General features: G+C 68.2%; 24 protein-coding genes. 17 read left to right on the plus strand and 7 right to left on the minus strand.

The annotated features are described in order from the left end of the window. Positions 1-86 precede the first annotated feature (86 nt). Positions 87-824 (minus strand): GntR family transcriptional regulator, encoded by a 738-nt coding sequence (locus tag AC3WLF_RS18140; RefSeq protein ID WP_492350904.1) that lies wholly within the window; start codon positions 822-824, stop codon positions 87-89. Positions 825-964: 140 nt separating this feature from the next. On the opposite strand from AC3WLF_RS18140, the gene AC3WLF_RS18145 reads away from it, so the two are divergent. From AC3WLF_RS18145 to AC3WLF_RS18165, 5 genes are read left to right on the plus strand one after another with little or no spacing between them, the layout of a single operon-like run. Then, the gene (locus AC3WLF_RS18145) at positions 965-3,115 is read left to right on the plus strand and encodes an acetate--CoA ligase family protein (protein WP_492319217.1); all 2,151 of its coding nucleotides are present in this window, start codon (positions 965-967) and stop codon (positions 3,113-3,115) included. A gap of 25 nt (positions 3,116-3,140) precedes the next feature. Then, positions 3,141-4,454, plus strand: coding sequence for a DUF1254 domain-containing protein (locus AC3WLF_RS18150; RefSeq protein WP_492319216.1), 1,314 nt, complete (start codon positions 3,141-3,143; stop codon positions 4,452-4,454). An 11-nt stretch (positions 4,455-4,465) separates the two neighbouring features. Then, complete coding sequence (locus tag AC3WLF_RS18155; RefSeq protein WP_492358582.1) at positions 4,466-5,782, plus strand: DUF1254 domain-containing protein; 1,317 nt, start codon at positions 4,466-4,468, stop codon at positions 5,780-5,782. Beyond that, positions 5,779-6,759: a Bug family tripartite tricarboxylate transporter substrate binding protein gene (locus tag AC3WLF_RS18160; RefSeq protein WP_492350908.1), complete on the plus strand. Its 981-nt coding sequence runs from the start codon at positions 5,779-5,781 to the stop codon at positions 6,757-6,759. The genes AC3WLF_RS18155 and AC3WLF_RS18160 overlap by 4 nt, the downstream gene beginning before the upstream one ends. Before the next feature lie 59 nt (positions 6,760-6,818). Beyond that, the gene (locus tag AC3WLF_RS18165) at positions 6,819-7,832 is read left to right on the plus strand and encodes a Bug family tripartite tricarboxylate transporter substrate binding protein (protein WP_492319213.1); all 1,014 of its coding nucleotides are present in this window, start codon (positions 6,819-6,821) and stop codon (positions 7,830-7,832) included. A 16-nt stretch (positions 7,833-7,848) separates the two neighbouring features. Here AC3WLF_RS18165 and AC3WLF_RS18170 read toward each other — a convergent pair whose 3' ends face one another. From AC3WLF_RS18170 to AC3WLF_RS18180, 3 genes are all read right to left on the minus strand, one after another. Then, positions 7,849-9,039: a M24 family metallopeptidase gene (locus tag AC3WLF_RS18170; protein WP_492319212.1), complete on the minus strand. Its 1,191-nt coding sequence runs from the start codon at positions 9,037-9,039 to the stop codon at positions 7,849-7,851. An 11-nt stretch (positions 9,040-9,050) separates the two neighbouring features. Continuing rightward, entirely contained in the window at positions 9,051-10,019 is a 969-nt protein-coding gene (locus AC3WLF_RS18175; protein ID WP_492350910.1) for a Bug family tripartite tricarboxylate transporter substrate binding protein, read from the minus strand. Positions 10,020-10,138: 119 nt separating this feature from the next. Continuing rightward, on the minus strand, positions 10,139-10,744 hold the full coding sequence (locus AC3WLF_RS18180; RefSeq protein ID WP_492319210.1) for a TetR/AcrR family transcriptional regulator: 606 nt from the start codon (positions 10,742-10,744) through the stop codon (positions 10,139-10,141). Between the two features lie 118 nt (positions 10,745-10,862). On the opposite strand from AC3WLF_RS18180, the gene AC3WLF_RS18185 reads away from it, so the two are divergent. Then, entirely contained in the window at positions 10,863-11,354 is a 492-nt protein-coding gene (locus tag AC3WLF_RS18185; protein WP_492319209.1) for a flavodoxin family protein, read from the plus strand. A 46-nt stretch (positions 11,355-11,400) separates the two neighbouring features. On the opposite strand, the gene AC3WLF_RS18190 is transcribed toward AC3WLF_RS18185, so the two are convergent. Continuing rightward, positions 11,401-11,610 carry a hypothetical protein gene (locus tag AC3WLF_RS18190; RefSeq protein ID WP_492319208.1) on the minus strand — a complete coding sequence of 70 codons (210 nt, stop codon included), beginning with the start codon at positions 11,608-11,610 and terminating at the stop codon, positions 11,401-11,403. A 363-nt stretch (positions 11,611-11,973) separates the two neighbouring features. On the opposite strand from AC3WLF_RS18190, the gene flhC reads away from it, so the two are divergent. The 3 genes from flhC (at position 11,974) to AC3WLF_RS18205 (ending at position 14,488) form a co-directional block, all read left to right on the plus strand. Continuing rightward, complete coding sequence (gene flhC / locus AC3WLF_RS18195) at positions 11,974-12,585, plus strand: flagellar transcriptional regulator FlhC (protein ID WP_492356148.1); 612 nt, start codon at positions 11,974-11,976, stop codon at positions 12,583-12,585. A 130-nt stretch (positions 12,586-12,715) separates the two neighbouring features. Beyond that, positions 12,716-13,093, plus strand: a complete 378-nt coding sequence (locus tag AC3WLF_RS18200; protein WP_492319206.1) for a hypothetical protein — start codon at positions 12,716-12,718, stop codon at positions 13,091-13,093. Between the two features lie 516 nt (positions 13,094-13,609). Continuing rightward, positions 13,610-14,488, plus strand: a complete 879-nt coding sequence (locus AC3WLF_RS18205) for a lipid A biosynthesis lauroyl acyltransferase (protein WP_492319205.1) — start codon at positions 13,610-13,612, stop codon at positions 14,486-14,488. A 7-nt stretch (positions 14,489-14,495) separates the two neighbouring features. On the opposite strand, the gene AC3WLF_RS18210 is transcribed toward AC3WLF_RS18205, so the two are convergent. Further along, positions 14,496-15,332 carry an IclR family transcriptional regulator gene (locus tag AC3WLF_RS18210; RefSeq protein ID WP_492319204.1) on the minus strand — a complete coding sequence of 279 codons (837 nt, stop codon included), beginning with the start codon at positions 15,330-15,332 and terminating at the stop codon, positions 14,496-14,498. A gap of 109 nt (positions 15,333-15,441) precedes the next feature. On the opposite strand from AC3WLF_RS18210, the gene AC3WLF_RS18215 reads away from it, so the two are divergent. From AC3WLF_RS18215 to AC3WLF_RS18230, 4 genes are all read left to right on the plus strand, one after another. Continuing rightward, the gene (locus AC3WLF_RS18215; protein WP_492358583.1) at positions 15,442-16,212 is read left to right on the plus strand and encodes an enoyl-CoA hydratase/isomerase family protein; all 771 of its coding nucleotides are present in this window, start codon (positions 15,442-15,444) and stop codon (positions 16,210-16,212) included. A 13-nt stretch (positions 16,213-16,225) separates the two neighbouring features. After that, the gene (locus AC3WLF_RS18220) at positions 16,226-17,416 is read left to right on the plus strand and encodes a CaiB/BaiF CoA transferase family protein (RefSeq protein WP_492319202.1); all 1,191 of its coding nucleotides are present in this window, start codon (positions 16,226-16,228) and stop codon (positions 17,414-17,416) included. Between the two features lie 21 nt (positions 17,417-17,437). Beyond that, positions 17,438-18,604 (plus strand): acyl-CoA dehydrogenase family protein, encoded by a 1,167-nt coding sequence (locus tag AC3WLF_RS18225; protein ID WP_492319201.1) that lies wholly within the window; start codon positions 17,438-17,440, stop codon positions 18,602-18,604. 72 nt (positions 18,605-18,676) lie between these two features. Next, on the plus strand, positions 18,677-19,681 hold the full coding sequence (locus AC3WLF_RS18230; RefSeq protein ID WP_492319200.1) for a Bug family tripartite tricarboxylate transporter substrate binding protein: 1,005 nt from the start codon (positions 18,677-18,679) through the stop codon (positions 19,679-19,681). A 21-nt stretch (positions 19,682-19,702) separates the two neighbouring features. Here AC3WLF_RS18230 and AC3WLF_RS18235 read toward each other — a convergent pair whose 3' ends face one another. Continuing rightward, complete coding sequence (locus AC3WLF_RS18235; RefSeq protein WP_492319199.1) at positions 19,703-20,596, minus strand: LysR family transcriptional regulator; 894 nt, start codon at positions 20,594-20,596, stop codon at positions 19,703-19,705. A gap of 131 nt (positions 20,597-20,727) precedes the next feature. Between AC3WLF_RS18235 and AC3WLF_RS18240 the strand changes: the two genes are divergently transcribed. The 4 genes from AC3WLF_RS18240 (at position 20,728) to AC3WLF_RS18255 (ending at position 25,754) form a co-directional block, all read left to right on the plus strand. Further along, on the plus strand, positions 20,728-22,281 hold the full coding sequence (locus AC3WLF_RS18240; RefSeq protein WP_492319198.1) for an acyl-CoA synthetase: 1,554 nt from the start codon (positions 20,728-20,730) through the stop codon (positions 22,279-22,281). Between the two features lie 11 nt (positions 22,282-22,292). Continuing rightward, positions 22,293-23,477: an acyl-CoA dehydrogenase family protein gene (locus AC3WLF_RS18245; RefSeq protein ID WP_492319197.1), complete on the plus strand. Its 1,185-nt coding sequence runs from the start codon at positions 22,293-22,295 to the stop codon at positions 23,475-23,477. 63 nt (positions 23,478-23,540) lie between these two features. Then, entirely contained in the window at positions 23,541-24,533 is a 993-nt protein-coding gene (locus AC3WLF_RS18250) for a tripartite tricarboxylate transporter substrate binding protein (RefSeq protein ID WP_492319196.1), read from the plus strand. Between the two features lie 78 nt (positions 24,534-24,611). Continuing rightward, positions 24,612-25,754 (plus strand): CaiB/BaiF CoA transferase family protein, encoded by a 1,143-nt coding sequence (locus AC3WLF_RS18255; RefSeq protein ID WP_492319273.1) that lies wholly within the window; start codon positions 24,612-24,614, stop codon positions 25,752-25,754. Positions 25,755-26,427: the final 673 nt, after the last annotated feature.

Genomic DNA, 26,427 nt, shown 5'->3' on the forward strand with positions numbered 1-26,427 from the left:
GGGCGCCACATTCTAACGCCAGCGCCGATGCCGTTCAGGCCACGGCACCGGCACAAAAGTTCCCCCGGCGCCACTGCCAGGCGGCGCTAGCGCCGCACGCAGGCCTTGTAGGTGAACTTGTCGCCACGAAACATGAATTCGGAGTAAGCCAGCGGCTTGTCGTCGATGTCGTGCGGCGTGAACCGGATGCGCAGCAGCGGCTCGCCCGGCGCCACCTTGAGCCGGCGCGCGGTTTCGGCATTGGCAGGGATTGCTGCGCTCTCCGTATGCAGGTACTTGAGGCGATAACCCAGGCGGGCTTCCACGATCATCAGGGCATCGTGGTTTTCCAGGTCGTGCTCCAGGATCGCGCGCATCAGGGGTTCGGGCGCCATCGTCATGCCGACCGCCACCGGCGCGCCGGCCACTGACTTGAGCATGGTCACGCACAGCAGCCTGGTTCCCGGCGGCAGGCGCAGCGCATCGGTGGCGATGGCCGGCGCCGCGATCAGCCGCGTCGACAGCAGCTTGCCGTGCGCTTCGTGCCCGCGCGCGCGCATGTAGTCGAAAAAGCCAGTCAACGGCCCCAGGTCCGCCTGCCCCGCCGGACGGCTGACAAAGCTGCCCTTGCCATGCACCGTCTCGATCAGCCCTTCGGCGAGCAGCGATGCCAGCGACTGGCGCACGGTGATGCGGCTGACGCCGAATTCAGCCATCAGCTCAGACTCGGACGGCAGCTTGATGCCCGGAGTCCATTCGTTGTTGATGATGCGCTGGCGCAGCGCGCCTTCGATCTGCTTGAAGCGAGGCAGGGAGCTTGTTGTCACGAGATTGATGGTGTTCACGGCATGTCCGATGCGGGCTTCTACTTATCATAACAACATTGACTCATCATAACATGTCATGACAACATGCTCGGACACACCAATGACAAGATTCGCTGCGCCGTCTTGGAAGTCATGGCGCACGCATACGGAGACAAGCGATGCCAGACCTCTGCGCCCTGTTGCAGCCGCGCACCATCGCCGTGATCGGCGCCTCCACCCAGCCCGACAAGGTGGGCGGCATGCCGGTGCGGCTGCTGAGCGAACTGGGCTACGCCGGCCGCATCATTCCCGTGCATGCCACGGCGCGTGAAGTACAGGGGCTGGCTGCGGTGCCCTCGCTGGATGCGCTGGACACACCGGCCGACCTCGCCATCGTGGCGCTGCCGGTCAGTGCCAGCCTGAACGCCATGCGCCAGCTGGCGCGCAACGGCACGCGCGCCGCGGTGTTCTTCACTTCGGGCTTTGCTGAAACCGGCGGCGACGGCATCGCCAAGCAGGCGGAGCTGGCGGCCCTGGCGCAAGCGCACGGCATCACGCTGCTGGGGCCCAACTGCCTGGGCGCGATGAACCTGCGCGAGCGCGTCTTTGCCACCTTCTCGCCGATGCCGCTGAGCGGGCTGCCGCCGCTGGGCGATGTCGGGCTGGTCAGCCAGAGCGGCGCCTTCGGCGCCTATGCCTTTGGGCTGGCGCGCGAGGCATCGCTGGGGCTGAGCCACTGGGTCACCACCGGCAACGAAGCCGGCCTGCACGTGGCCGACGTGATCGAATGGCTGGCGCACGACGACGCCACCCGCGTGATCCTGGCCTACCTGGAAGGCTGCCGCGACGGCACCCGCCTGCGCCGCGCGCTGGCGGCGGCGCGTGCCGCGGGCAAGCCGGTGGTGGTGACCAAGGTCGGCACCACCGAGGCCGGGGCCCGCTCCGCGCAATCGCACACGGCCAGCCTGGCCGGCGAGGACGCCGTCTACCAGGCGGTCTTCGACGAGTACGGCGTATTCCGCGCCCATACGCTGGATGACTTCTTCCGGCTGGGCTACGTGCTCTCGCGCGGGCGCCGGCCGACGCGCTGGCAGCCCTCGGCGAAAGAGCCGGAAAGCGCCGTCACGCCGGTCGCATTGGTCACGGTTTCGGGCGGCGTCGGCATCATGATGGCCGACCAGGCCGAGGCGCTGGACCTGCCCCTGCCGCCCATGCCGGAAGCCGCGGCCACGGCGCTGCGCAGCGCCATCCCCTTTGCCAGCACGGCCAATCCCATCGATGTCACCGGGCAGATCGTGGCGCAGCCGGAAGTGCTGCTGGACGCGATTGCCGCCGCGGCGCAAAGCCCCGACTACGGCAGTGTCGTCGCCTTCCTGGCGGGCGGCGTTGGTGCGCCGCGCATCTGGCCTGGCCTGCAGGAAGCTGTCGAGACCCTGCACCGCAGCGGCACCGCGGCGCCGCTGCTGTTCAGCGGGCTGGTCGATGACGAAAAGCGCCGCTGGCTCGAAGCGCGCGGCGCGCTGGTCTTCCGCGAACCCGCCCACGCGGTGCAGGCCGTGGCCGTGCTGGCCCGCGCCGCCGCGCAGGCAGCGGCAGCACAAGCGAAGCCCGCCGTAGCTGCCGCGGCCCTGGCTGCGCCGGACCTCCCGCGCGACACCACGTCGCTGTCCGAGTTCGATGCCATGCAGTGGCTCAACGCCTGCGGCATCCCCACCGCACCCCACGGACTGGCGCGCGATGCCGACGAGGCCGTGCGCATCGCCGAAGGCATCGGCTACCCGGTTGCCGTCAAGCTGTGTTCGCCCGACATCCTGCACAAGAGCGACGTAGGCGGCGTGGTGCTGAACGTGGCCGATGCGCAGGCGGTGCGTGCGGCGTTTGCGCAGGTGCAGGCCGCCGCTACCAACCACGGCAGCCCGGCGCGCTTCGACGGCGCGCTGGTCGCCGGCATGGTGCGCGGCTGGGGCGAACTGATGGTGGGCGTGCGGCGTGACCCGGTCTTCGGGCTGGTAGCGCTGGCCGGCATCGGCGGCACGGCAGTTGAGATCTTCCGGCAGACCGCGTTCGGCCTGGCCCCGCTGACCCATGCCCGCGCCTGCACCATGCTGCGCGCAAGCCGTGCCGAAGCGCTGCTGTGCGGCCATCGCGGCCATCCCGCAGTCGACGCCGATGCCGTGGCCGAAGTGCTGGTGCGCGTGTCGCAGGCCGCCGCCGCACTCGGGCCGCGGCTGGACACGCTGGAGATCAATCCGCTGATCGTCACCGCCCAGGGCGTGGTCGCGGCCGATGCCGTGGTCACGCTGCATGCCGGGGACGGCATCAACGAGTAAAGCAAAACCCGACGGAGACAACGCCATGAACCAACCCGCTGCGCCCTTCCTTGCCGGCGCACCCATCGACACGCCCCAGGAAGCCCTCACCGCCGCGGCGGCGTTGCCGCTGGTGCTCGCCACCTATCCGCTGTTTGAAAGCCTGCGCACCTGCCGGCTGCAGACCTCAGTAGCGCAGGCCACGGGCTACGGCCGTGCCCCCGTCAACGTGCTGTCGGCCAGCACCCACCAGTGGACGCACAAGGACCGCGACATCGTCACCCCGGCCAATGACCTGCTCTACTTCTGCGCCTGGGCCAACCTGGCCGACGGCCCGGTCACGCTGCACGTGCCGGCGCTGCCGGATGCCAGCCGCTATTACGTGGTGGAGTTGCTGGACGCCTGGACCAACAACTTCGAGAACCTGGGCCCGCGCAACGTGCCCGCGGCCGGCGCCGACATCGTGTTGGCCGGCCCCGGGCAGCACGCCGAAGGCGACCGCGTGGTGCGCTGCCCCACCTCACTGGTCTGGCTGCTGGGCCGCGTGCTGGTGACCGGTGCCGACGACCTGCCGGCGGCGAGCGCCTTCGAGAACGGTTTCCGCCTGTCCGGCGGCACCAGGATGCAGCCCGCCTGCGTGCGCGACTGGCAGGAGGGCGGCGAGCCCGCGCTGGACTTCTTCGCCAACATCTTCAACGCCCTGCGCGAGTATCCCGCCGAGCCTTCCGCCGCCGGCCTGCTGTCGCTGCTGCGCAAATGCGGCATCCGCGCCGGCGACGCCGTCGATGTGGGCGCGCTGCGGCCTGCGGTGCAACAGGGCCTGGTCCGCGCCTGGCACGAAGGCATGGCCCTGATCGAAGCCAACACCCGCAGCCATGCGCGCAAGAGCTGGACCTACAGCCTGCTGCTGGGCCGCTATGGCGACGACTGGATGCAGCGCGCGGTCACCGCGATGAAGGGCCTGGGCGCACTGCGCGCCGACGAGGCCGTCTATGCCGCTGCCGACTACGACGCCGATGGCGAACCGCTGCACGGCCGCCACACCTACGCCCTGCACTTTCCCGCGGGACACCTGCCGCCGGCGCAGGCGTTCTGGTCGGTCTCGCTCTACGGCGCCGACCGCTTCTTCACCGACAACGCCATCGGGCGCTATGCGCTGGGCGACCGCAGCCCCGGTCTGCAATACGATGCCGACGGTGGCCTCACGCTGACCATCTCGCACCAGCGCCCCACGCGGGCGCAGGACAACTGGCTGCCGGCACCGGACGGCCCGTTCTACCTGATCCTGCGGCTCTACCACCCGACCGATGGCTTCATGGCCGGCGGCTACGTGATCCCGCCCTTGCGGCGCGTTGCCTGATGGAGCGCGCCATGGAACACCACGACAACCTGCTCGGCACGCTGGCGTGCGACGCGGTGCGCTACACGCTGCCGCTGTACGAGATGGCGCGCATGCGCGCCGCCACCTGCCCGCGGCGCGATGGCGCCGGGGTCTTCGCCGGCGACGGGCCCGATTCCACGCAGCGCTGGATCAACACCGTCACGCACGTGCGCGCGCTGCTCGGCCCGCAGCACCGGCAGGTCGTCACGCCGAACAACGACACGCTCTACACCAATGCGTGGCTCGACCTGTCCGGCGGCCCGCTGCTGCTCGACGTGCCCGACTGCCACGGCCGCTACTACGTGCTAGGCCTGCTCGACGCCTATACCAACCCGTTCGGCTATATCGGCACCCGCACCACCGGCACGCAAGGCGGCACCTGGCTGCTGCATGGGCCAGCCTGGCGGGGCGAGGTGCCAGCCGGCGCAACGCCGCTGCCCTGCCCCACCAACGCGGCCTGGATCATCGGCCGCATCCTGGCCGATGGCGAAGCCGATTTGCCGGGTGCACATGCCCTGCAGGACGGCATCCGCCTGCGCCGGCCAGACGGCACCAGCGCAGCAACCGTATTCGATGCGGGCATGCAAGCCGCCGAGCGGCCGGCCGATCCCGACCGCTACGCCGCCGTCGTCACCCGCATGCTGCGCGAGAACCCGCCACCCGCCGCCGAAGCGGAACTGGTCCGCAGCTTTGCCCGGGCCGGCATCGGCAGCAATGCGCTGCTGACCGAAGAGCAGCGCGCGGCACTGGCCACCGCGCTGACGCAGGTCGACGCGGAACTGGCCGCGCCCAGGGCCTCCGCGCTGGGCGGCGGCTGGTTCCTGCCGGTGGAAATCCGCACCTCGTTCGGCACCCACTACGCCCTGCGCGCCGAAGTGGCGCGCAACTACATCGGTGCGCTGGGCGTTGAGGAAGCCATGTACCTGATGGCCGATTGCGATGGCGACGGCTTGCCGCTGGACGGCAGGCACCAGTATGAACTGATGTTTCCCCGGCAAGGACTACCCCAGGTGGGCGCATTCTGGTCGCTGACCATGTACCGTAAATCGGACTGCATGCTGGTCGAGAACTCCCTGCAGCGCTACTCGCTGGGCGACCGCTCGCCGGCCCTGCGCCCGGCGCCCGATGGCAGCCTGCGCATCGTGCTGGGCGCGCAGCCACCTACGGAGAACGCCCTCGCCGGCAACTGGCTGCCGGCCCCCGCTGAGCCGTTCTATGTAGCGTTGCGCCTCTACGTGCCCGGCGCCACGCACCTGGAACGCAGCTTCAGCTATCCACCCATCCGCCGCATGAAGGAAGCATCATGAATCGGACCTCAATCTTCGCCCGGGCCGTGCTGACGGCCGGCCTGGCGATGCTGTGCCTGGCCAGCCCGGCGCAGGCGCAAACCTATCCGTCGCGGCCGGTCAAGCTGGTGTCGCCATATGGCGCCGGCGGCTCCAATGACATCTCTGCCCGCATCCTTGCCGAGGCACTTGGCCACAAGCTGGGCCAGCAGGTGGTGGTGGAGAACAAGCCTGGCGCCGGCACGCGGCTGGCCACCGAGCAGGTGGCCCATGCCGCGCCGGACGGCTACACCCTGCTGTGGGCCGCCGCGCCCTTCGCCATCAATACCGCGGCAGGTATCGCCCAGCGCTACGACGTCCACAAGGACTTCGTGCCGGTGGGGCCGCGCGTGCTGGGCCCGGTCTTCCTGATCGTCAATGCCAGCTCGCCGGCTCGCACCGTTGCCGACTTCGTGCGCATGGCCCGGGACAAGCCGGATGGCGTGACGCTGGCCTCCCCGGGCGCAGGCTCCGGCCCGCACCTGACCGCCGAGCTATTCGGGCAGGTCGGCAAGTTCAAGCTGCTGAATGTCCATTACCGCGGCGACGCCACCGCCTATACCGAACTGCTGGCCGGCCGCGCGGACGCCACCCTGACCGCCATCACCTCGGCGCTGCCCTTTATCAAGGCCGGCAAGCTGCGCGTGCTGGCAGTGGCCTCGGAGCAGCGTTCGCCGGTCTATCCGGATGCGCCCACCTTTGCCGAGCAGGGTTACCCGGGCATGGTCGGCTACGGCTGGTTCGGCCTGGTCGCGCCGGCCGGCACGCCGCCCGCCGTCTCCGAGCGCCTGAACCGCGAGGCATCGGCCGTGCTGGCCGATGCCGAGATCCGCAAGAAGCTGCTGGGGCTGGGGCTCGAGCCGCAGCCGGAGCCGGGCAGCGCGTTTTCCGCCTTCATCGACCAGGAGATCGGAAAATGGGGCAAGCTGATCAAGGCGCGCGGCATCAGGCTGGAGTGAGACCTTCCCTTCGACGTAGAGCAATACGTGACCATTCATCCCAAGGAGACAACGCCGTCATGATGACCGCTGCCCCCCTGCTGCGCGGCCCGCTGCTGCAAGCCGCCCTGCCCCTGCTCACCGTGCTGGCCCTGGCCGCCGCGCCCGCCCCGGCCGGCGCACAGGGCGCCTACCCGGCCAAGCCCATCCACCTGATCGTCGCCTACCCGCCGGGCGGGCTGACCGACACGCTGGCGCGCGCCATCGGCGATGGCCTGTCGCGCCAGCTCGGCAAGACGGTGGTGGTGGAGAACAAGGGCGGTGCCGGCGGCATCATCGGCACCGACTATGTCGCCAAGTCGGCGCCTGACGGCTATACGCTGCTGATGACCATTCCCGGCCCGATCACGTCCAACCTGGCGCTGTACAAGAAGCTGCCCTACGATCCGCGCACTGAGCTGCGCCCGATCTCCGACATCGCCACCGCGCGCACCGTGCTGGCGGTCAACAGCAGCGTGCCGGCCAGGACCGTTGCCGAACTGCTGGCCTATGCCAAGGCATCGCCGGGCAAGCTGCGCATGGGGTCGTGGGGCGCGGGCACGCAGCCGCATACGATCCAGACCTACCTCGCCAGGCAGTACCAGGCTGACATGCTGCATGTGCCCTACCGCGGCGAAGGGCCGATGGTGACCGACCTGCTCGCCGGCCAGGTCAACGTGACGGTGGGCTCCGTGACCGCGCTCAAGCAACACTTCGCCACCGGCAAGCTGCGACCCCTCGCGGTCACCGGCACGCGCCGCGCACAGGGCCTGCCAGACGTGCCGACCTTCGCCGAGGCCGGCTACGCCGACGAACCGTTCCGGCTGACCGGCCCGATCACGCTGATGGCGCCCGCGAAGACACCGCAGGACATCATCGACCGCCTGGGCCGCGAGACCGCCAGCCTGGTCGCCAGCGCCGACATGCAGCGGCGCATCGTGGACATGGGCGCGGAACCGCTCGGCAATACGCCGGCACAGGCGGAGGCGGCGTACAAGGCGTACCTGCCGGTGGTGCTCAAGCTGACGGCAGATACGGGGGTGACGCTCGACTGAGCTACGCGGCAGGCGCCTAGTCCACGGTGGCGTATTCCAGCGTCTTCGGCGTCTTGATGATGACTTCCGGCTGGTCGCCAACCACCACGGTATCGTCCAGCCGGAAGCCGCCCAGGCCGTAGACATAGAGGCCCGGCTCCGCCGAATACACCTCTCCCGCAAGCAGCGGGCGGGTATTGAATGCCATGTCCTCCGGGTATTCGTGCAGCATCAGCCCGACCGCGTGGCCGGTGCGATGGAACACGTAGTCCCCGCAGCCGGCCTGCTCGATCACAGCCTGCGCGGCCGCATCCATGTCGCAGACGCGCTTGCCCACCACCGCCGCGGCAACGGCGGCGTCGGTGGCCTTTGCCGCAACCTGGTAGAGCCGCGCCTGCTCGTCGCCGGGCCGGCCGCAAAACCAGGTGCGCTCGTTCTCGACATAAAGCCCGTTCAGGCGCGGCAGCACCAGGTTGACGATGGTGTCGCCGGCGGAAATCCGTGCGCCGCATCCGGCGCCATCGCCATGCGGCGATGCCGAAGCCGGCCCGGTCAGCGTCCAGCATTTGAGGATGTCGAAGTCCTCCCCCGGAAAGCGCCGCGCCGCCTCCTCCGACATCAGCGCCGCCATGGCGTGGTCAAGCTCCTGCACCAGCCGCCCTGGCCGGAAGTTCTCGCGGTAGCGATCCTGCACCCAGTCCGTCAGCGCACCTAGCTCGCGCATGACCTGCAGCTCCTCCGCATGCTTGACCCAGCGCAGGCTGCGCATCTCCGCCATGGCGGGCCGCAGCGTGAGTTCAGGCAGGTAGCGCTGCGCACCGGCCAGGATCGGATGCTGGACGTCGACCGCAATCCGCGACATGCCGAGCCCCCTGGCACCCAGCAGCGCAGCAACCACTTCCGGCAGCTGCGCCGGCAGCGGCAGGCGGTTCGAGACACGGGGATGCTCGGCGTAGTAGGTGACATCGGCAAGCCAGACCGTGCCCTTCTCCGTCGCAAAGCGCATATGGTTGGTCGACAGCTCGTTCATGACCGCGAAGGTGTCGCCATTGCGCGGCACCACCACGAACACCGGGCGCTCCCACGGCCAGACATCGAGCTGGAAATTGGTGGCGTACTGGAAGAAGTCAGGCGTGCCGAACACCAGCGCGTCGACGCGCAGCTTGTCCATCAGCCTGTGCATCGCCGCCAGGCGATAATCGTGCACGGCCTTGGTGAGATGTGCCATGGCAGCGGTCCTCAGAGAGAAATGGCAAGGTTGCGGATGATCGGGCCCCAGGTATCGGCGTCGCGCTTCATGTAGCGCTCCACCTCGGTCGGCGGCCCCTTGATTGCATCCAGGAACTGGAAGGCAAGCTTCCCCTGGAATTGCGGGTCGTCCAGGATCTGGTTGATGTCGGCATTGACCTTGCGGATGACGCCTGCGGGCGTGCCTGCGCGGGCCACGATCGCGTACCACCCGGGTACCTGCACGTCATAGCCAAGCTCCTTGAAGGTGGGCACCGCGGGCAAGGCTGGCTGCCGCTTGTCGCCGGTGACCGCCAGCGGTATCAGCTTCTTGCCGGCGATGTAAGGCTGCACGCCCGCGAGCACATTCATCATCACCGGGGTCTGCCCGTTCATCAGGCTGGTCGAGCCGCCGCTGCCATTGAACGGCACGTGCTGCAGCCGGACTCCGGTGCGTTGCGCGACCAGTTCCATCGCCAGGTGGGTGGAGTTGCCGATGCCGCCCGACGCGAAGCTGATCTCGCCGGGGCGAGCCTTGGCCATCCGCACGAAATCCTGGAACGTATCGGCCTTGAGCGACGGCGCCGCGACAAAGACAAAGGGCGAGTTGGCGAGCATCGCCACGCCAGTCAGGTCCCGACCCGGGTTATAGGGCAGCTTCGGATACAGGAAGGGATTGAAGCTCAGGTTGGAAACGCCGGCGAAGAACAGCGTGTAGCCATCGGCGGGCTGCCCGATCACATAGCTGATCGCCAGCGTCCCGTTGGCCCCGGGCTTGTTCTCCACCACCACCGGCTGGTTCCAGGCACGACTGAGCTTTTCCGCAAGCGCGCGCGCCAGCACATCATTGCCGGTGCCGCCGGCCTGCGGCACCACCAGCCGCACTGGCTTCGAAGGGAAGGTTTGCGCCTGCCCGATCCCTGGCAGCGCCATCGCCACCGCAGTCCCGGCCACCCAGGCCAGTAGTTGTCGCCGATCCATATTGCACCCTGTTGGTTTGCCACGATTCGCCTCGTCCGCAAGGCGTGGGATGCAATGTACCATGTGGTACACGAATGGAAAAAATCGGGGTTTACGCGGATTTCCGGGGAAAAAAGCCGTTACTTGCCGGTTTGGGGAAGCGCCGCCATCCTGGCGGCGAAGTACTTCAGCGCGGCCGTCGTGCCCTTGCGGTCACCCGTGGTGACCAGGTCCAGCAGCAGCCCGCGCATGGTGGCAAGTTCCACCCGCGCGCGCAGCCCGGCCTCGGCAGCGCCAAGACCGAGGTCGCGCTGCAGGCGTGCCGCCAGCGTGGTTGTCCAGCTGCCGACGACGTCCTCCAGAAAGCCGCTGAAGCGCTCGCGGTCGCGGATGGCCTTGCCGTAGATCTCGAACATCAGCTGCATGATCGGCAGGTAGCCTGGGGCGGAATAGCGCTCCCACGCCGCCTCCATCGCGGCTTCGGGAGCCATGCCTTCCACCATCATGCGCTCGCGGGCGGCCTGCTCGGCATGGCGGATGCGATGCAACAGTGCCTGCCAGAAGCCATCCCCGGAGCCGAAGTAGTAGATCAGCATGCGGTGGCTCGTGCCGAGCGCGTCCGCCACGCTGCGCAAAGACAGATCGCCCAAGCCATTGGCGAGAACATGATCGGTGGCGGCATCCAGCAACTGGATGGCCTGCTCGCTGGCGGAGCGGTCAAGGGCGGGGGCTTTGGCTTTCGGCATGAAGGGGTGGCACGTGCGCCGGGCAGCGCAGGATGGCTGCCCCGGATTCTACGATAAGTGTCGTCGCCGGCCTGCGTGATACAGTCTTCAACGTACGGCACACAGCCCACACGCAAGCATGAAAACGCTGCTGATCGTCTATCACACCATGACCGGAGGCACCCGGCAGATGGCCGAGGCCGCCGCTGGCGCGGCCCGCCAGCAGCCCGGCGTCAAGGTCGTGCTCAAGACCGCTGCCGAGGCCGGCCCGTACGATGTCCTTGCCGCCGACGGCTATCTCTTCGCCACGCCGGAGAACCTGGCCGCCATGGCAGGGATGATGAAGGACTTCTTCGACCGCTGCTATTACGCCGCGCTGGACCGCATCAACGGCCGCCCCTACGCCACCATGATCTGCGCCGGCAGCGATGGCCAGAATGCGCTGCGCCAGATCGAGCGCATCGCCACTGGCTGGCGGCTCAACGCCGTGGCGCCGGGGCTGATCGTCTGTACGCATGCGCAGACACCGGAGCGCATCCTTGCGCCCAAGCAGATCGAAGCCGGGGACCTGGCGCGTTGCGGGGAGTTGGGTGAGGGGTTGGCAGCGGGATTGGGGCTTGGGGTGTTCTGATGGCACGCTAGGTGCCGTACCGCGCTATCGGGCGGGGCGGGCCCGTTCAGGCAGCCAGTGGTGTGATGCCGCTCGGGGTGTTATTGCCGCCCTCTTCCTCCTGCACGATCAGCGCGACGCCACGCCGCCTGGCCGCAGCCATGCCGATACTGACGGCGATTTCGCGATCCTCGCAGTGCACCAGGCCCTTGCGGGCACTTTCGACCGCCAGTTCCCAGCCTTGCGCCGTCTGCCTGATCAGGAAGTTCGCAGCCATGGATCGCTCCGTCGTTGGTCTTCTTGCAGCGTAGTCCATGGGCCTGCCAATGAAATCGGCGTCAGTCCGATAGCGTGCGGGCACTTCTCCTACACCAGGATAAGGACGGTCAAATCCAGGCGCCGTACCTGACACACAATAATCGCGGAAATATGATTGTTGATGCATGTCATGGTTATAACGCCCCGATCGATCCAAAAATCCTCCTCGACTACGAGAAACCTGAGCCCCGGACCCGAGAGAAACCGTGCCGCGCACGGTGACACGCCGGGTCATGATTATCGGTGACAGGCCCGGGCAAGCCGGATCAGCAACCGGCACTTTGCCCGCGCCCATTTCCGATATATCTCCAGGAGGAGACCAATGGATGTACACGATATCGCCGGCACGGCTGTGGCCGGCTCACCGGCCCCGGTTCCGCGCGCCAGGACCCCGCTTGGCGGCAAGAGCATGCTGCAGGATGTTGAGCAGATCCGCCTGGCGATCGAGATGATCGGCCTGGGCGCCCGCCTGCAGGTGCTGGAGTCCGAAGTGTCGCTGCCACGCGTGCGCCTGATCCGGCTGTACAAGGAACTGTGCGGCGTGTCGCCGCCCAAGGGCATGCTGCCGTTCTCCACGGACTGGTTTGTCTCCTGGCGCCCGAATGCCCATGCCTCGATGCTGCTTGGCGCCTACCGCTTCATGACCAGCCGCGGCATCCTGGACGGAATCCGCGCGGTCTTGTCCAGCTACCGCATGTACCGCGAACAGCTGTGCGCCACCGGCGAGGCCTCGCAGCTGAGCTTTACCCGCGCCTGGACGCTGGTGCGCTTCTATGAGCGCGGCATGCTGCGGCTGGCGCGCTGCAGGGACTGCCGGGGCGATTATGTCGTGCAGGCCGACGATGCGCGCCACCGCTACGTCTGCGGACTGTGCCTGCCGCCGGCGCGCGCAGGCAAGGGCCGCAAACCCGCGCCGGCGGCGTTGGCCGGCTGACGCCGCGCAAGGCGTCCCAGTGTCTGCCGCCGCACAGTCCGGTGCACGGCAGGCTTCCATGATGAGTGCTTCTGCCATCCAGGCCGCCGGCGTTTCAGGCCGGCCCCGCTTGTACCAGGGAGCCTCGCCCATGTTCAGGATCACCATGCTAGGAAAAAAGACCGGCGCGGCCGCGCCCGACAACAATGACCACAACCCCGCCGAAACTCCCGCTCCGCCTGCGCCTGGCGAGCCGGGCAAGACGATGCCGGAACAGCTGGCGCAAAACCTCAAGACACAAGGCGATGCCATGATCCAGTACGGCGCGCGCCTGCTGGTGATGCGCGAGCTGCTGTGCTCGCTGACCACAGGCCTGCCGCCGGCGGCGCGCGCCAGCGCCGAGCAGCGCTTCCGCCAGCGCATCAACCAGTTGATGTCGCTGACCGACGACCATGTCCTGCCGGCGGAATTCCACCGCGCCCTGCTGGCCGAGGTCAATTACTACCTGGGCGAATTGAAAAAACCCTGAGCAATTCCTGCCCGATAATCCCGCCGGTCATTATTGGCAGGCGTGGCGATGCCGCCTGCGCGTATTATTCAGCGCCATTTTCCTTTCTCCGGATCGCTCCCGGTACAGTCGGAAATGCCCTGCCCCCGGCCCGAGCATTTCCGCTGAATCACCCAGGCGCTGCAATAATCTCCCCCTGTTTGCTACTGGTAGTAACCGTCATCGCCGGGCAGCGGCCATCGTGCTACAGTGCGCCCTTCAGAGAAAGCTTGAGCAGCGACGCATAGCGCACCCACGCCGCCCTCAGCCCGCGCGCCGTGCCGGGGGCGCCGCCCTGGCGTCCCGCCTTGCTTTGTCAGCCCCCGACGCGCACACCGTGCCGCGCCAGGCGCCAGGCATATGCCGGGGGCCGGCCCTCGCTCTTCCCGTCGTTCGGGTGCATCCCGTTCGCCACCAGCCAGTGGCGCCGAATTATTGCCGCGCAGCCGCCTGCCCGGGGCCATTGCCCGAGCCGCCGCTGCCGACCCTAGGATCTTCATGAAACACCGGCTCCAGGCTGCGCTCACCATCGCAGTCTTCAAGCTCGTCGCCGCCCTGCCATACGGTGTCACCGCACGCCTGGGCGATGCGATCGGCAAGCTGCTGTATCGCATCCCCAGCCGCCGCCGGCGCATTGTCCATACCAACCTGTCCCTGTGCTTCCCGGACATGGATGCAGACACGCGCGACAAGCTGGCACGGAACCACTTCGGCCACGTCCTGCGCAGCTATCTGGAGCGCGGCGTGCAGTGGTTCGGCAGCGCCGAGCGCCTGGGCAAGCTGGTGGAACTGGACACCCGCATCGACCTGGCCTCGTGCGCGGAGCATCCGACCATCTTCATGGGCTTCCATTTCGTCGGCATCGAGGCCGGCTGCATGTTCTATTCGATGCGCCACCCGGTGGCCTCGCTGTACACCAGGATGTCCAGCCCAATGCTGGAAGAAATCTCGCGCACGCAGCGCGGGCGCTTTGGCGCCGAGATGATCCCGCGCAGCGGCAGCGGCAAGCAGGTGGTGCGCACGCTGCGCGCCGGCTGCCCGGTGATGCTGGCGTCGGACATGGATTTCGGCATCAACGATTCGGTGTTCGTGCCGTTCTTTGGCGTGCCGGCCTGCACGCTGACCTCGGCCTCGCGCCTGGCCAGCATGACCGGCGCGCGTGTGGTGCCCTTTACCACCGAGGTGCTGCCCGACTACCGCGGCTACCGGCTGCGCGTGTTCGATCCGCTGGAGGGCTTCCCCTCGGGCAGCGTCGAGGAAGATTCGCGCCGCATGAACGCCTTTCTCGAAGCCCAGATCGCCACCATGCCGGAGCAGTATTACTGGATCCACCGGCGCTTCAAGAACCGGCCCGCAGGCATGCCGTCGGTGTACTGAACCCGGATTATCCGGCGGCGCGGCGCCAGGCCTCCTGGATGTCCGCCACCAGCCGCGCCAGCTGGGCCGCATAGCGGGCATTGTCGCGGCTGCGCTCGCTCTCGTTGAACGGGAAGCTGATATTGAGCCCGTACAGCTGCTGGTCCGGCCCGGAAAATGCGGCCCCCACGGCCAGCAGGTGCCCGGGCTGGTAGGCCGCGGTGCAATAGCCGTGCCGCTGCGCCTGCGCGATGCCGCGCAGCACCTGGGCCCGCATATTGATCCAGGCCTCGCCCTGGCGCGCGGCAATGCCGGCCAGCAGGTCCTCCCTCACCCCCTCAGGCTGCGCCGCCAGCCATGACAGCCCGATCGCCGTCATCTCCATCGGCACGCGGGTTCCCGGCACCACGCGCCGCGTGCGCGACACGCTGTCGCGGCTGTGCCGGATCGACGCCAGGTACACCATCTCCAGCTGGTCGCCCACGGCCAGCCCCACGTTGACCTTGCCGGCCTCGGCTACCTTGCGCATCAGCGGCAATGCAATGTCCGGCGCGCGGCTTGACTGGTGGAAGGCATCGGCCAGGCTCAGCACCACCGGCGCCAGCCGGTAGGCGCGTTCGTTCACGTCATAGCGCAGGAAGCCGGCATCCACCAGCGAGCGCGTCAGCCGGCTGACGGTGGGGCGCGGCAGGCCGGTGCGCACCGCCAGCTCGGCATTGGTCAGGCTGGTGGTGCCAACACGGAAGGCCCGCAGCAGCACCAGCCCGCGCTCCAGCGACTGGCTGCCCGCGGTGTCGCGGGTAAAGCGGCCGGTCTGGTGCGTGACGCGGCGGGTGGAGGGCTCTGGCAGCACGGCGTCCGGCATCGCCAATAATTTCAGTTAGTGAAATTAGAGTATAGCGGTACGGCCGCGCGGCGCGAATACTGTGTCCATCCCGGCCCCCGAGCCGATCCACCACAGAGGAACGCCCCGCATGTCAGCCGACGCCAATATCCAGGTCACCCATGAAGGCCACGTCGCCCGCATCGTCCTGTCCCGCCCGCCGCACAATTTTGTCGATGCCGAGATCATGCGGTGCCTGGCCGACACCCTGCAGGCGCTGGACGACGACGAGAACTGCCGCGCCATCGTGCTGGCGTCCGGCGTCAGCGCTTTCTGCGCCGGGGCTGACTTCAGCGGCGCCGACCAGGGCGCGGTTGCCAACGACCCGGGCGGCTTCTACGCGCATGCGATGAGGCTCTACCGCAACCGCAAGCCGATCGTGGCCGCGGTGGAAGGCGCCGCCATCGGCGCCGGCATGGGGCTGGCGCTGGTGGCGGACTTCCGCGTGACCTGCGCCGAGGCGCGCTTCAGCGCCAACTTCAACCGGCTGGGCTTTCACCCCGGTTTCGGCATGAGCCTGACGCTGCCGCGGCTGGTGGGCGAGCAGCAGGCCGCGCTGCTGTTCTACACCGGCCGGCGCATCACCGGCACCGACGCGGTCGAGATTGGCCTGGCCGATGAACTGGTGGAAAAGGCGCAGGTCAATGCCCGCGCCATGGCCCTGGCGCAAGAGATCGCCGCCTCCGCCCCGCTGGCCGTGGAATCCACGCGCGCCACGCTGCGCGAAGGGCTGGCCGACCGCATCGCCGAGATCAACCAGCGCGAACTGGCAATCCAGCACGGACAGTTCCGCAGCGAAGACTTCCGCGAGGGCGTCGCCGCCATGGCCGCGCGCCGCGCCCCTGTTTTCAAGCGCCGTTGAAGGAGTGGCCCCGATGAGCGAACAAGACACCCGCGCCACGCCGGCCGGCCCGCTGGACGGCATCCGCGTGCTGGACCTCACCGCGGTCGTGCTCGGGCCGCTGGCCACGCAGGTGCTGGCCGACTTTGGCGCCGACGTGATCAAGATCGAAGGGCCCGAGGGCGACCTGATGCGCGCCAACGGCGTCTCGCAGCACGCCGGCATGAGCTCGATCTACCTGGCGCTGAACCGCAACAAGCGCTCGGTCGTGCTCGACCTGAAGACCCCCGAGGGCGCCGAGGCGCTGCGCGGGCTGATCGCCAGCGCCGACGTGCTGGTGCACAACATGCGCGTAGCCGCGATCGAGCGGCTGGGCTTCGGCTATGCCGAAGTGGCGCGCATCAACCCGCGCATCGTCTACTGCGTGGCCACCGGCTTCGGCCAGGACGGTCCGCACCGCGACAAGCCGGCCTTCGACGACATCATCCAGGCCGGCTGCGGGCTGGTCGCGCTGGGTTCCACCGCCGGCGATCGCCCGGAGTACGTGCCCAGCCTGATCGCCGACAAGACCACCGGGCTGGCACTGGCCAACGCCGTGCTGGCAGCCCTGCTGTACCGCGAGCGCCACGGCGTCGGCCAGTCGGTGGAGGTGCCGATGCTGGAGACCATGACCGCGTTCGTGATGGCCGAGCACCTGGGCGGCCTGACCTTCGAGCCCGCGCCCGCCGGTGCCGGCTACGCCCGTCTGCTGCAGGGCGGGCGCCGCCCCGCGCCGACCCGCGACGGCTGGATCTGCGCCCTGCCCTACACCGAGCGCCACTGGCAAGCCTTCTTCCGCGCGGTGGGCCGCGACGACCTGGCCGAGCGCTACGAGGTGGCCGACCGCGCGCAGCGCAACGCCAATATCCGCGCGCTGTACGGTCACCTGGCCGAGCTGACGCCGGCGCGCACCACCGATGAATGGATGGCGCTGTTCGAGTCGCTCGACATCCCCGCCACGCCGATCTACGGCCTGGACGCACTGGTCGACCACCCGCACCTGCGCGCCGTCGGCCTGTTCCAGGAAACCCAGCACCCCACCGAAGGCCCGCTGCGCGAAGTGCGCCCCGCCGCGCGCTTCTCGGCCACGCCGCTGTCGCTGCGCCGCCATGCGCCGGGACTGGGCGAACACACCGCCGAAGTCCTGCAGGAGCTGGGCCTCGCGCAAGGTGTCAGTCAACCATAACGAATCAGCAGGAGACAGGGCATGAACTTTGAACTGGACGAAGAACACCGGATGCTCAAGGACCTGGTCGCGCGCTTTGTGCGCGACCAGCTGATCCCGCTGGAACCCGCGGTGCTGGCGCGCGAAGCCGCCGGCGGGCAGATGACGCTGCTGCCGGAAGAGCACGCGCGGCTTGACGCGATGTCGCGCGAACTGGGCCTGTGGGGCCTGGATGCGCCCACAGAGATGGGCGGCGCCGACCTGCCCACGGTGGCCATGGTGGGCGTCAACGAAGAACTGGGCAAGACCATCACGCCCTACGAACTGCCGCCGGACTCGCCCAACCTGCGCATGCTGATGCTGAGCGCCAGCGAGGCCCAGCGCGAGCGCTACCTGGCCCCTTACGCGCGCGGCGAGACCGTGTCGGCCATCGCCATTTCCGAACCCGGCGCCGGCGGCGACCCCGCCATGATGACCACGCGCGCCGAACGCGACGGCGACCAATGGGTGCTGAACGGCCGCAAGATCTGGATCAGCCGCGCGGCACGCGCCGACTGGACCATCGTCATGGCCGTGACCGACAAGGCCAAGGGCGCGCGCGGCGGCATCTCGGCCTTTATCGTCGAGCGCGGCACGCCGGGCTTCCGGGTGGAGCGCCGCATCCCGATGATCGGCGGCGCATCGACTTACGAGGTGGTGCTGGAAGACTGCCGCATCCCCGCCTCGCAGCTGCTGGGCACCGAAGGCCAGGGCTTTGCGCCGATGCAGACGCGGCTGTCCACGCGCCGCGTGCAGATGGCCGCGTGGTGCATCGGCCGGGCGCAGCGCGCGCTGGACATGCTCTGCGAGTACGCGCCGCAGCGCCAGACCTTCGGCGCGCCGCTGGCGCAGCGCCAGGCGATCCAGTGGTGGGTGGCCGACGCCGCGACGCGCATCCACGCCTGCCGCCTGATGACCTACGAAGCCGCCAGCCGCATCGACGCCGGCGACGAGGCGCGCACGCAGGTATCGATGATCAAGGTATTCGCCACCGAGATGGCGTGGGACGTGATCGACCATGCCATGCAGACCTTCGGCGCGATGGGCATGACCAAGGAGCTGCCGCTGCAGCAGATGGCCAACGAGACCCGTCTGATGCGCATCTACGAAGGGCCCAGCGAGGTGCACCGCTGGGTGATTGCACGCGACCTGCTCGGCTTGCGCCGTTAAGCCCCCGTTTATCCCCGCTTATCCCCTTGCACCGGCGGGAACACGCCGGGCATTCCACGCTCAGGAGACACCATGCAACAGGCCTTCCGTTCCCGCCGCCGCTTCCTCGGACTCGCTGCCGCCGCGCTGGCGGCCATCGGCACCGCCACGCCGCTGGCAGCGCCCGCCGCCGAGTCCGCCGACGCCTTCCCATCCCGCCCGATCCGCTTTATCGTGCCCTTCCCTTCCGGCAGCGGCACCGACACCACCGCGCGCATGTTCGCCAAGAAGATCGGCGAGCTGACCGGCCAGGGCGTGGTGGTTGAGAACAAGCCCGGCGGCAACGGCTTTATCGGTGTGCAGACCGCGCTGAACGCGCCGCCTGACGGCTACACCGTCTTTATCGGCAGCAATTCCACGCTGTCGACCAATGCCGCCACCTTCCGCAAGCTGCCGTATGACCCGCTGACGGACTTTGCGCCGATCACGCTGCTGTCGCGCGGGCCATGCGTGATCATCGTGCCGGCAAGCTCGCCCTACCGCACGCTGGCCGAGCTGCTGGAAGATGCCCGCAAGCGCCCCGGCGCGCTCAACTACGGCTCGGGCTCGATCTCCTACACGCTCTACTCGGAGTGGCTCAACGAACTGGCCCGCATCAAGACCACCGCCGTGCCGTACAAGGGCGCGGGCGATGCCATCAACGGCGTGATGGCGGCCAATGTCGACTTCGCCGTGGTGGATGCCACCGGCGCCATCGAACTGGTCCGCGGCGGCAAGGTGCGCGCGCTGGCCTACACCGCACCGCAGCGCTCGCCGCTGCTGCCGGACGTGCCCTCCATCGTCGAAGCCGGCCTGCCCGACTTCCTGGCCTATAACTGGGTGGCCGCTGCGGTCTCGGCAAAGACGCCGCCGGCGGTGGTGAAACGGCTGCAGGACCTGTTTGCGCAGGCCGGCAGGGCCCCGGATGTGCGCGAGTACTACACGCGCCAGTCGACCAAGCTGATCCTGTCGTCGCCTGCCGAAATGCTGCAGTACCAGAAGGACGAGATCCAGCGCTGGAAGCGGCTGGCGGAGGTGGCTAAGATCCCGCTGCAATAACCGCGTGGCCCTGCCGCTGCCTCAGCGGCTGTGCTCGCTCAGCAGCACCGTCAGGCGCTGCGCCAGCGGCGACAGGTAGGCGCCCTCGCGCGAGATCACGCCGATGTTCCGGCGCAGGTCCAGCTCCTCCACGCCCAGCGGCAGCACGCGCAGGCCGTGCTGCATGGCATCGCCGCCTTCATTGGCGATGCTCAGCATCTGCGTGCCCTGCATCAGCGCAAACAGCGAACTGCTGCCAAAGTCGATCTCGATGCGCGGCTGCGGTTCCGGCAGGCCGCGCTGGCGGAACGCCGCGTCCACCTGCTGGCGCAGCGTGATATGCCCTTCGGGCAGCAGCCATTCCTGGTCCGCCAGGTCCGCCAGCCGCAGCTTGCGCCGCTGCAGCAAGGCATGGCCCTCGTCCGCCACCACCACCAGCCGGTCGTCAAAGAGCGGCTGTACCGCCAGGCCGGTCGATGAGGCTGCCGAAGGCGCCGGCGCCACCGCCACATCCAGCTCCCCCGCCGCCAGCAGGTCCAGCAGGTCGCGCGCCAACCTGCGGCGCAGCCGCAGACGCGCCACGGGACGCTCGCGCACCAGTTGCCGGCAAGCACCCAGGATCACGCTGCCCGGGATCGACGGCGAATAGCCCACGCGCAGGATGCCCTGCTCGCCGGTGCGGATCCCCAGCATCTCCTTGATGCCGTCCTCGTATTCCAGCTGGATGCGCCGCGCCCGCTCCAGGAAGCGCGTGCCGGCGTAGGTGGCGGTCATGCCGTTGGCGGTGCGCTCGAACAGCGGCAGCCCGGCCTGGGTCTCCACCCGCTGCACCGCCTTGGTCAGCGCCGGCTGGCTGATCCCCAGCGCGTCCGCGGCACGGCCGATGCCGCCGTGCGCCGCCACGGCGAGGATGTACTCGATATCCCGCGTCTCCATTGCCTCACATTCCTGATGGTTATGACTTTATAGCCAATGCGTCATTGTGGTGATGCCTGTCATCTTACAGACTACGGCGCACGAGCACACGTAAAAGCTCACCGGAATCAACAGGCATCAACGGAGACAGCATGGGTTTCGCGTATTTCCTGCGCCGCGCCGCGCGCTACTGGGGCGACCAGCCCGCCATCCTCTACCAGGACCAGGTGGTGACTTATCGCCAGCTGGACGAACGTTCCACGCGCCTGGCCAATGCGCTGCTGGCACTGGGCCTGCGGCCCGGCGACCGCGTCGCGGTGCAGTCGCGCAACCGCCCCGAGCTGGTCGAACTGGAATGCGCGCTGTACAAGGCCGGCCTGGTCAAGGCGGCGCTCAACCCGCGCTTCACCGCGGCCGAGGCCAGCGACGTGGTCGAAAACTGCACCCCGCGCGTGCTGATCGCCGGCCCCGGCTACACCGGCTATGCGCGCACCACGGCCGGCTTCGGCGCCATCGAGACCTTTATCGCCATCGGCGATGCGCCGGCGGGCTATGTCGAATATGAGGCGCTGCTGGCCAACGCCGGCACCACGCCGCCTGACATCACCCCTGCCCCCGACGACCTGGCCGTGCTGCACTTCTCGTCCGGCTCCACCGGCAAGATCAAGGCTGCCATGCAGAGCTACGGCAACCGCATGGCGGCGCTGCGCAAGATGGTGTCCGGCATGGACCGCCCGGCGCGCCCGGGCGACCGGCTGGCGCTGATCGGGCCGGTCACGCACGCCTCCGGCATGCTGATGCAGCCCTACCTGTACCAGGGCGCCACGCTGGTGCTGTTCGAGAAATTCGAGCCCGCGCACTTCCTGGCCGAGGTGGCGCGGCTGCGCATCACCCACGTGTTCATGGTCCCGGCCATGATCAACATGCTGCTGGCCGAGCCCACGCTGGCCCAGGCCGACCTGTCCAGCCTGAAGACCCTGGCCTACGGTGCCGCGCCGATGGCGCCGGCACGCATCCGCGAGGCCTGGGAGCGCATCGGCCCGATCCTGTCGCAGGGCTATGGCGCCAGCGAATCGACCTCAGGCGTCACACGTCTGTCCACCACCGACCATGCCGACGCCATTGCCAACCATCCTGAGCGCCTGGCCTCCTGCGGCCGCGCCCTGGGCGAGACCGAAGTGCGCGTGGTCGACGAGCACGGCAAGGAGGTCGCCGTGGGCGAGATCGGCGAACTGGTGATCCGCGGCGAGGACGTGTTCCACGGCTACTTCAACGAGCCCGCGCTGACGCGCGAGACCATCATCGATGGCTGGCTGCACACCGGCGACATGGCACGCGTGGACGAGGCCGGCTACCTGTACCTGGTCGACCGCAAGAAGGACATGATCATCTCCGGCGGTTTCAACGTCTATCCGACCGAGGTGGAAGCCGCGCTGTACCAGCACCCCGACGTGCTGGAAGCCTGCGTCATCAGCGTGCCGGACGACACCTGGGGCGAAAGCGTCAAGGCCGTGGTCACGCTGCGCCCCGGGCGCGAGGCCACCGCGCAGCAGCTGATCGCGCACTGCCGCGAGCGCATTGCCGACTACAAGTCGCCGCGCTCGGTGGACTTTGTCGCCGAGCTGCCCAAGAACGCCAGCGGCAAGCTGGCCCGCAAGATCGTGCGCGAACGCTACTGGCAAGGCGTCGGCCGCCGCGTGAACTGAAGGAGTCCGCCATGTTCGACCACCTGACCAATCCCGTACTGCTGGAAACCCGCGCCGGCATCCGCCGCTTTATCGACAAAGAACTGCGCCCGCTGGAACAGGAACTCGGCCTGGGCTCTGAAGACCCGTGGCCGCGCGAGACCCTGCGCAAGGTCTGGCGCCGCTCCAGCGAACTGGGCTTCTACGCCGCCTGCCTGCCGACATCGCTCGGCGGCAAGGGCCTGAACATCCAGGAGCAATGCGCGCTCAAGGCCGACCTGGCCGCCAGCGGCTCCACCCTGGCCGCGCACGTGCTGGGCGACCTGGGCGGCCCGCCGCGCGTGGGCAATATGCTCAAGTACGCCACCCCGGACCAGCTCAAGCGCTACTTCGAGCCCGTGATCCGCGGCGAGAAATCGACCTGCTTCGCACTGACGGAAACGCATTCCGGCTCCGACGCGCAAAGCATCAGGACCTCGGCCGTGGCCGATGGCGACGAGCTGGTCATCAACGGCGGCAAGCACTACATCAGCGGCGCGCCGTTCGCCGACTTTGCCATCGTCATGTGCGTGACCGACGCCACCACCACGCCGCCGGCCATCACCGCGGTGCTGGTCGACCTGGACCTGCCCGGCGTGACGGTAAGCAACGAGTACGTGCCGATGTCGGGCCAGCATATCGACGGCGACATCCGCTTCGAGAACGTGCGCGTGCCGCGCGCCAATATCTTTGGCGGCGAAGGCAACGGCTTCAAGCTGGGCATGTCGCGCATCAACGTGAACCGCCTGCTGCACTGCCCCAGCATGCTGGGGCTGGCCACCAGGGCATATGAGTCGTCGGTGGCATATGCCGGCCAGCGCCGCCAGTTCGGCGGGCCGATCGCGCGCTTCCAGGCGATCCAGCACATGCTGGCCGACATGGCCGCCGCGCTGTGGGCCTGCGAGAGCATGATCACGCATACCGCCGCGCTGGCCGATGCCGGCGCCGACCTGCGCATGAAGGCCGCGGCGTGCAAGCTCTTTGTCTCGGAACGCTGCTTCGAGGTGGCGGACAAGGCAGTGCAGATCCACGGCAACGTCGGCGTCACGCGCGGCCACCCGGTGGAGCAGACCTTCCGCAAGCTGCGCATGTTCCGCATCTTCACCGGCACCAGCGAGATCCAGCGCAATACCATTGCGCGCGCTATCCTTGAACCGCTGCAGCAGCAGAAGGCCTGACCGTGCCGGCGGCACGGTCGCCGCCGGCATGAAGACCATAAGACAAGACCACGGAGACCAAGCATGAACCGCCGAAACTGGCTTGCCACCGCCGGCGCCGCCGCGCTGGGCAGCCTGCTGCTGCCGGCCCGCGCCGCCAGCGCTTCATCCAGCTACCCCAGCCGCCCGATCCGGCTGATCGTTCCGTTTATCGCCGGCAGCACGCCCGACAACGTGGCCCGCACGCTGTCGGCGGAGCTGGGCAAGAAGCTCGGCCAGCCGCTGGTGGTCGAGAACATGCCCGGCGCTGGCGGCATCATCGGCGCCAGCGCGCTGCGCCGTGCCGCGCCCGATGGCTATACGCTGGGCATCCTGGCCAATACGCACGTGATCAACGTGCACATGTACCGCAAGATGCCGTATGACCCGGCGCAGGATTTCACGCCGATCACCGCACTGTCTGGCGGGCCGTCCGCGCTGGTGGTGCCGGTCTCGTCGTCCTACAAGACCGCTGCCGAACTGATCGCCGCCATGAAGAAGGCGCCGGGCAAGTTCAACTACGGCTCCGGCGGCAAGGGCAGCATCGCCCATCTCGCGGTGGAAACCATGCTGCACCAGACCGGCTGTGACGCCGTGCATATCCCTTACAAGGGTGCGCCGGAGATCATCACCGCCATGCTGACAGGACAAACCCAGTTCGGCATGCCGGTGCTCGGCACCGCGACACAGTACGTGCGCAATAACCAGGTCAGGGTGCTTGCCGTCACTGCGGCCGCCCGTTCGCCGTTCTTCCCGGACGTGCCGACCATGGCCGAAGCCCTGCCCCCGGGCTTCGTCATCGACAACTGGAGCGGCCTGTTCGCACCGGCCAACTTCCCGGCCGAACTGGCGCAGAAGCTCCACGCCGCCGTTGGTGCCCTGCAGACGGCCGGCGTGTTTGATGCCCAGCTCAAGGCCAATGCCGGCGAACTGCGCCGCAGCGCCTCGCCCGCGCAGTTCGGCACCATTGTCGCCAGCGACAACGCGCGTTACGGCGACCTGATGAAGTCGATCGGCATGGTCGGCGACCTGGGCTGAGCGCCCTGCCCGCCCCGCGCCGCACGCCACCTTCCGCGCGTGCGGCACCCCTTCCTTCCTTCTCCCCCAAGGCCCTGTATGAAGCCAGAATGGTCCTGTCTCAAGGACGTCACCATCATCGACGTCAGCCAGTTGCTGCCCGGTCCGCATGCATGCAGCCTGCTGCGGCAACTGGGCGCGGATGTGATCAAGGTCGAGCAACCCGGCACCGGCGATACTGCGCGGCAGCTCGGTCCGACGGTATTCGCGCAGTTCAACCGCGGCAAGCGCTCGGTTGCGCTGGACTTGAAGACCGATGCAGGCCGTGAAGCCTTCCTTGACCTGGTGCGCAATGCCGATGCCGTAGTGGAAGGCTTCCGCCCCGGCGTGATGGCGCGGCTCGGGCTGGGCTATGAAGCGCTGGCGGCGGTCAATCCCGCCATCGTGCTGTGTTCGGTCTCGGGCTTCGGCCAGACTGGCCCCTATGCCAGCCACGCCGGGCATGACCTGAACTACCTGGCGCTGGCCGGCTATTGGGCGACGCCGGTGCAGGTGCACGACAAGGTCTCGCGCCCGCGCGTGCGGGTGTCGGATTACGCCGCCTCCGGCTACGCGGCGCTGTCGCTTGCGGTGGCAATCATGAGTGCGCGCCAGAACGGACAGGGTCAACATCTGGATGTCTCGATCCATGACGCGATCCTGTCGTGGACCGCCCATGGCGCCTGGGCCGCGCGCGGGCATGAGGCATCGCCGCAGGCATCCCCTACCGTGATGCCGGAGAACGATCTCTTCGAAACGCGTGATGGCCTGCATCTGGCGATGGGCATCCTCGAGAACAAGTTCTGGGTCAATCTGTGCGAGGCGCTGGGCGAAGAATTCCCGGCCCTGCGCGATCCGCGTTTTGCCACGCGGGCTGGACGGTACGGGCACAAGGTGGAGGTCAATGACCTGATGGCGGCGGTGTTCCGCACGCGCGACCTGGCCGAGTGGGAGGCATTCTTCGGGCCGCTGGATGTTCCGTTCTCGCCGGTGCTGGGGGCGACGGCGCTGTTTGAGGATCCGCATGTGCAGGCGCGGGAGGTGGTTCGGCCGGTGCCTGGTGAAGGCGGGATTGCTGTGAATTTTCCGGTGAGGTTTTCGTTGGGGTTGCCGGAGGGGGAGGATTTTGTGGCTCAGGTGGGGGAGCATGGTGTGGACGGATCTCTGGCCAAGATCATCGGTGGCGGGATTGGGAACTCATGATTTGGCTTGGTTCCATGCGGTCGGTTGTCGTGCTTGGCGGGCGTGGCTGTTTCGCCGGCGTAGCCGGCGACCTACTTTCTGTCCGAGCGACAGAAAGTAGGCAAAGAACGCGTCGCCTGGGCGGCTGGCCATAAATTGCACGGTGTTGGTCATATGGCGGCGGTGGTTGCCGTTTGGGCTTGGGTGCCCGTTCGACCCAGCTACGCTCCCTGTCCGGTGCCTACGTCAACCGACTATTGGACGCAGATATCGCGTCAACGCCTTCGGCTGCGCTCCGCGCAAGCGCCCAATGACCGTCAGCGCATTTTGAGCCCGCGCAGCAGCCGTAGGCGTCCCCGCGATACGGCTGGCAGCAGGCGGCCTACGCCCTGCATGGGGATCGTTCAATAGTGGGTTAACGCAGGCACTGTCCCACACTCACATGGCGTAGCAGGGTCGAACGGGCACCCAAGCCCAAACGGCAAGCACCACCGTGCGAACCACCAACGCCGTGCAATTTATGGCCAGCCGCATAGGCGACGCGTTTCTTGCTTACTTCTTGTCGCTTGGACAAGAAGTAAGTCGCCGGCTACGCCGGCGAAACAGCCCACGCTAGTCAAGAGCGACAACCAACCGCACAGCGACCACCTCGCATTCCAAGACTCAGCGATTTCCTACTCAATCGCGTTGCGGC

The sequence above is a fragment of the Cupriavidus sp. FW306-01-F10A genome, from assembly GCF_058782785.1.

What these genes read in the sequence shown, in the direction of transcription:
- AC3WLF_RS18145 (WP_492319217.1), top strand. Translation starts at nt 965, where the DNA reads ATGCCAGACCTCTGCGCCCTGTTGCAGCCGCGCACCATCGCCGTGATC.
- AC3WLF_RS18150 (WP_492319216.1), top strand. Translation starts at nt 3,141, where the DNA reads ATGAACCAACCCGCTGCGCCCTTCCTTGCCGGCGCACCCATCGACACG.
- AC3WLF_RS18155 (WP_492358582.1), top strand. Translation starts at nt 4,466, where the DNA reads ATGGAACACCACGACAACCTGCTCGGCACGCTGGCGTGCGACGCGGTG.
- AC3WLF_RS18160 (WP_492350908.1), top strand. Translation starts at nt 5,779, where the DNA reads ATGAATCGGACCTCAATCTTCGCCCGGGCCGTGCTGACGGCCGGCCTG.
- AC3WLF_RS18165 (WP_492319213.1), top strand. Translation starts at nt 6,819, where the DNA reads ATGATGACCGCTGCCCCCCTGCTGCGCGGCCCGCTGCTGCAAGCCGCC.
- AC3WLF_RS18170 (WP_492319212.1), bottom strand. Translation starts at nt 9,039, where the DNA reads ATGGCACATCTCACCAAGGCCGTGCACGATTATCGCCTGGCGGCGATG.
- AC3WLF_RS18175 (WP_492350910.1), bottom strand. Translation starts at nt 10,019, where the DNA reads ATGGATCGGCGACAACTACTGGCCTGGGTGGCCGGGACTGCGGTGGCG.
- AC3WLF_RS18180 (WP_492319210.1), bottom strand. Translation starts at nt 10,744, where the DNA reads ATGCCGAAAGCCAAAGCCCCCGCCCTTGACCGCTCCGCCAGCGAGCAG.
- AC3WLF_RS18185 (WP_492319209.1), top strand. Translation starts at nt 10,863, where the DNA reads ATGAAAACGCTGCTGATCGTCTATCACACCATGACCGGAGGCACCCGG.
- AC3WLF_RS18190 (WP_492319208.1), bottom strand. Translation starts at nt 11,610, where the DNA reads ATGGCTGCGAACTTCCTGATCAGGCAGACGGCGCAAGGCTGGGAACTG.
- flhC (WP_492356148.1), top strand. Translation starts at nt 11,974, where the DNA reads ATGGATGTACACGATATCGCCGGCACGGCTGTGGCCGGCTCACCGGCC.
- AC3WLF_RS18200 (WP_492319206.1), top strand. Translation starts at nt 12,716, where the DNA reads ATGTTCAGGATCACCATGCTAGGAAAAAAGACCGGCGCGGCCGCGCCC.
- AC3WLF_RS18205 (WP_492319205.1), top strand. Translation starts at nt 13,610, where the DNA reads ATGAAACACCGGCTCCAGGCTGCGCTCACCATCGCAGTCTTCAAGCTC.
- AC3WLF_RS18210 (WP_492319204.1), bottom strand. Translation starts at nt 15,332, where the DNA reads ATGCCGGACGCCGTGCTGCCAGAGCCCTCCACCCGCCGCGTCACGCAC.
- AC3WLF_RS18215 (WP_492358583.1), top strand. Translation starts at nt 15,442, where the DNA reads ATGTCAGCCGACGCCAATATCCAGGTCACCCATGAAGGCCACGTCGCC.
- AC3WLF_RS18220 (WP_492319202.1), top strand. Translation starts at nt 16,226, where the DNA reads ATGAGCGAACAAGACACCCGCGCCACGCCGGCCGGCCCGCTGGACGGC.
- AC3WLF_RS18225 (WP_492319201.1), top strand. Translation starts at nt 17,438, where the DNA reads ATGAACTTTGAACTGGACGAAGAACACCGGATGCTCAAGGACCTGGTC.
- AC3WLF_RS18230 (WP_492319200.1), top strand. Translation starts at nt 18,677, where the DNA reads ATGCAACAGGCCTTCCGTTCCCGCCGCCGCTTCCTCGGACTCGCTGCC.
- AC3WLF_RS18235 (WP_492319199.1), bottom strand. Translation starts at nt 20,596, where the DNA reads ATGGAGACGCGGGATATCGAGTACATCCTCGCCGTGGCGGCGCACGGC.
- AC3WLF_RS18240 (WP_492319198.1), top strand. Translation starts at nt 20,728, where the DNA reads ATGGGTTTCGCGTATTTCCTGCGCCGCGCCGCGCGCTACTGGGGCGAC.
- AC3WLF_RS18245 (WP_492319197.1), top strand. Translation starts at nt 22,293, where the DNA reads ATGTTCGACCACCTGACCAATCCCGTACTGCTGGAAACCCGCGCCGGC.
- AC3WLF_RS18250 (WP_492319196.1), top strand. Translation starts at nt 23,541, where the DNA reads ATGAACCGCCGAAACTGGCTTGCCACCGCCGGCGCCGCCGCGCTGGGC.
- AC3WLF_RS18255 (WP_492319273.1), top strand. Translation starts at nt 24,612, where the DNA reads ATGAAGCCAGAATGGTCCTGTCTCAAGGACGTCACCATCATCGACGTC.